At 53.9% G+C, this 3,978-nt stretch carries 5 protein-coding genes; 1 reads left to right on the top strand and 4 read right to left on the bottom strand.

Annotated elements, in window-relative coordinates; genetic code table 11:
* Window positions 1-32 precede the first annotated feature (32 nt).
* A complete protein-coding gene (locus L1A08_RS00020; protein ID WP_238752829.1) occupies window positions 33-356 on the bottom strand; it encodes a hypothetical protein in 324 nt (107 codons plus the stop codon).
* 1,272 nt (window positions 357-1,628) lie between these two features.
* On the bottom strand, window positions 1,629-2,117 hold the full coding sequence (locus tag L1A08_RS22895) for an imm11 family protein (RefSeq protein ID WP_390896825.1): 489 nt from the start codon (window positions 2,115-2,117) through the stop codon (window positions 1,629-1,631).
* Between the two features lie 645 nt (window positions 2,118-2,762).
* On the opposite strand from L1A08_RS22895, the gene L1A08_RS00015 reads away from it, so the two are divergent.
* A complete protein-coding gene (locus L1A08_RS00015) occupies window positions 2,763-2,978 on the top strand; it encodes a hypothetical protein (protein WP_238752827.1) in 216 nt (71 codons plus the stop codon).
* 353 nt (window positions 2,979-3,331) lie between these two features.
* On the opposite strand, the gene L1A08_RS00010 is transcribed toward L1A08_RS00015, so the two are convergent.
* A complete protein-coding gene (locus L1A08_RS00010; protein WP_238752825.1) occupies window positions 3,332-3,538 on the bottom strand; it encodes a hypothetical protein in 207 nt (68 codons plus the stop codon).
* Window positions 3,535-3,978: DUF6972 family protein (locus L1A08_RS00005; protein ID WP_238752823.1), on the bottom strand; the 444-nt coding region annotated here is incomplete at its 5' end. The genes L1A08_RS00005 and L1A08_RS00010, both read right to left, overlap by 4 nt.

Below are 3,978 nucleotides of genomic sequence, written 5' to 3'. Positions count from 1 at the left end.
GAGCGATGCCGGGGGCATGATGGATAGCGTTTCTAACCTGTCCGTAGACCAGACCATTTGATTTGCACCAGTGGCCTCAGCACGAGTGAAAGCGAAATACGATAACCGCTGTTTTCTAACTCGGCGTGAAGCGTTGCCCCATCAATCCACATACGAGTGAGACATTCATGGGATATCAGCGACACGATACGCTCATCACACTTCAACAGAGTTTGAACGGAGTCATCAGAAGTGTCGAAGGAAAACGCAAGGGTTGCACCAGACGAATCCTGAACCTGATATGTCTGAACGTCGCCTTCCACTTTTGGCTCAGTCTCAAAGAACTCCAATAAATCGAGTTCAGATGGATAGTCCACAATTACCCTCCAAACGGAATGATGGTTGTTAGCCTTCGAGAACCGTCAGGAAGAAGTTCCCACGTGGACTCAATCTTTAAGAATCCACCCGGCCCCGATAGCAAAGATTCACGAACTTCCAAGCTGATCTTTGATCCATCTGGAAGTGTCTTCTGGAATGTCCGTGCTATGTTCGATGGGTCTTGGACTACATCGTCAAGGTGCTGCGTCAGATAGCGTCGCCCAGCAGCAGTGTTGTGAATGCCGATTCGATTCATCTGGGCGGCATTTTGGAGCGACCTTGCCGTGTTATGACTGCCAGATGTGACCTCCCCAAACACATACTTGAATTTGTTCGGGTCAATCTCACTCGCAATTCTTGATGGCGCTTTCGCACATTCTAATTCCTGTTTGATTGTCTTAACAGCGTCATCAAGTTCATCATCTGCAATTTTGGCGGGATGGCCCGGAGGTTTATCTCCGGGTTCCGCAGCAACAAGCAGTCGCCCATTGATGGGCTTCGGCCCATGATGCGTCCCATCTCAGTAAGAAGCAAGTGAGTCTTACTGGTCTCCCCGCCTGCCAACCCTGCTGTTCAGGACCGAGCCACGAACGCTCCGCGTCTGGAATCGAGCGAGGCGCGTATTTCTCGAAACTCTCCGTATGACGCGCGTATTTTTGAGAGCGCAAACCGGCCTGGCGGGAACCCCGATCCCGGTCCCCTGCTCCACTCGATAAACTCGTCGCGCACCGGCCGACGTCCGGAGTGCAAATATTCTTCGTCACCCGCAGGGAAGCTCCTTTGAAACTGAATTCAAAGGACGATCGCCATGCGACGCACGCTGCAACCGCTGTCTGCAATATGGGCCTCACAGACTCAGAAGAAACGCGTCCGGCCGCTGGCTGACCTTAAGAAGGAGAGTGAGATTCTCATCGCGCTCGCGTGCCGAAGAACATCCGGACGCAGAGATCTGAGCGGGTTGAGGGGTAAGGGGCAGCAGGACCTGCTTCTCCGTATGATGTCAATCTGATCAAATGCTTGCCCCGAGAATCACGCTCGCCGACTCACCTCCCGTGATCACCGCTACTACTGCCTTAGCTATCGGATCTAACCGACCTTCATATGGCTGAGCAATTGCCGACCTCAACGTCCGCTGGGAGCACAACGCGTACTCCTTCGAAGGCTTCTGGCAACTCGCCCGCCCGTTCACTATCCTCAAAGGGGGGGCCACTCGCACCAGACAGGCCAGGTGTGGCAACATTCTACCCCACCAATTCTGATTTTCAGACACCTTACACACATATTGGCAAGGGGGTAAACACCAACCCCCGCAATCCATTTTGCTCAACTGCCTCTCGAAAGCGACAGTCCACTATCACCTCACCACCACTGTCGGCTGGAAGTTTAAATATGTGCTTCCCATGTATACGGTCCCACACGAACGAGTAACGACGAATACTATTTATACGCCCGGTTGTCCTATTGCGTGCTACTTCCGACCGACGCTCATCCAACGCATCAATCGTCTCCATTATATGAACAATATAATACCTATTTCCAGTAGGATGGATAATCGGAAGCGCCTCACAGCGCCCTAGCAGAGAACGCAACACCTCCCATGCTCGTTGACTCACTATTGGAATCCTCCAGAAATTACTCAGGCTTGGGAAATCCCCTTCCGCTAGAGTATCGCCATTGAGGGAACGAGCTATTGGCGGGATCCAGTTCTCGAGCAATGCGCTATCACACCGGTGAACTCCGAGCACGCGATGCTCTTCCATCGAATCGACATCCACTTCAAAGTGAACACTGGCGAAGGCGTCTGCATCCGGACGATAGCGGTAATATTTCATGTCTCTGACGGTCCTTGCTTGTCTTTCACAGAAACTTTCCACTCAAAATCTCGGAACGGAGTGCTGCCAATTCGTCGACGATTGCCTGCCGCGCGATCGCCCTGTCATCGACACCCTCCATAGCAGCCCGAATGCGATCATTGACTGCGTCGATTCCAGAGTTTGAATGCAGGCCCGTTCTATGATGAGCGGGTTTGGCGCGGGATGGCCCGGAGGTTTATCTCCGGGTTGCGCAGCAACAAGCAGTCGCCCATTGATGGGCTTCGGCCCATGATGCGTCCCATCTCAATAAGAAGCAAGTGAGTCTTACTGGTCTCCCCGCCTGCCAACCCTGCTGTTCAGGGCCGAGCCACGAACCCTCCGCGTCTGGAATCGAGCGAGGCGCGTATTTCTCGAAACTCTTCGTATGACGCGCGTATTTTTGAGAGCGCAAACCGGCCTGGCGGGAACCCCGATCCCGGTCCCCTGCTCCACTCGATAAACTCGTCGCGCACCGGCTGACGTCCGGGGTGCAAATATTCTTCGCTCCCTGCAGGGAAGCTCCTTTGACACTGATTTCAAAGGACAATCGCCATGCGACGCACGCTGCATCCGCTCTTCGTAATGCTAGCCTCCATCACCCAGCAGGAGCTGGCCCGGCAGGTGGCCTACCTCAAGAAGGAGAACGAAATTCTCCGAGCTCGCCTGCCGAAGAACATCCGGACGACGAAGTCCGAGCGGGTGCAGCCTCTCCCAGCCGGAAGCGGGTTGCTACAAATCCGAACCCAACAATTCCAGCCAAGTCGCTGACAGCCAAGGTGGTCACTGCCGCTGCTGCACCGGCTCCGTGCGGTGCTGTTCTTTATACCAAGGCGAATCGCTCACGCACGCACGGGAAGTAACCGAAGCCGCCGACCCATGAGGGAGGAAGAGGGCTGAGGGCGGCAGTCAACACACTGCCGCCGCCGTCAGGCGTGCCGCCCCCAAAACACACAGCAAGCCGTGGAAGCCTGCTGAACCGGCCAAGTTGCAACCGTTCAAATCGACACAGCCTGCGAAGATCGTGATGCAGAAGCCGAAGTCGTGCCTCATTTTCCCCTCGGATATCGTCAAACGGCTTATATTGACCCGACCAGCAGCAGTGGTTGGGGAGAAGTCAAAGCTTAGTCTTCGCCAACTCTTTCACTCATCCGTTCGTACTCATCTTCAAGCAACCACAGTTTCACGGATTCGTATTCGCCAGCCGAAAAGACTACCTTCCCTCCCTCTTGTGGATCAATGACATTGTAAGCACCCACGTCCGCATGCACGAGAAGCAGGTAAGGTGGTGACAAACCACAATCGGCCCATATTTCGTACCATTCGGTCATAATGCTGGCCTCGTTCGTGGCGTTATGTGGTAAAGGTTGGTTTTAGGATTCAGCTTCAGTTCCCCGTAATGAAGCGGTATCCTATTGCCTTGTGCATCAATTCGATAGCCGATCGGTTCATCGAAATGTTTGCCGTATCGCTCCCAACCACGGACGGTTCCCAAGCTCTCACCATTTTCAAGTAGTTCTTGTTCCACTCTACTTAACGTCGCCTTGTCCTTGAAAACGTGAGCGGAGCCGTCCTTGCGAATTAGCCGTGCGGACTCCGCAGTATCTGGTAGGTGCTTGTTGAGGTGCTTCAGATCGTAGGCGATGCCTTCACGATTGAGTACCCCCCCTGGGGCTTTATTTGCACACCTCGCCGCCGCGTGCGCCCTATTTTTCTCCTCGTTAAATAGAGTATTATGTTCCGCAGCACGATTCTGAAAGGGTACGACGTT

The sequence above is a fragment of the Rubinisphaera margarita genome (assembly GCF_022267515.1).
Taxonomy (GTDB): Bacteria; Planctomycetota; Planctomycetia; order Planctomycetales; family Planctomycetaceae; genus Rubinisphaera; species Rubinisphaera margarita.
This window is presented reverse-complemented; position numbering and strand designations above follow the sequence as displayed.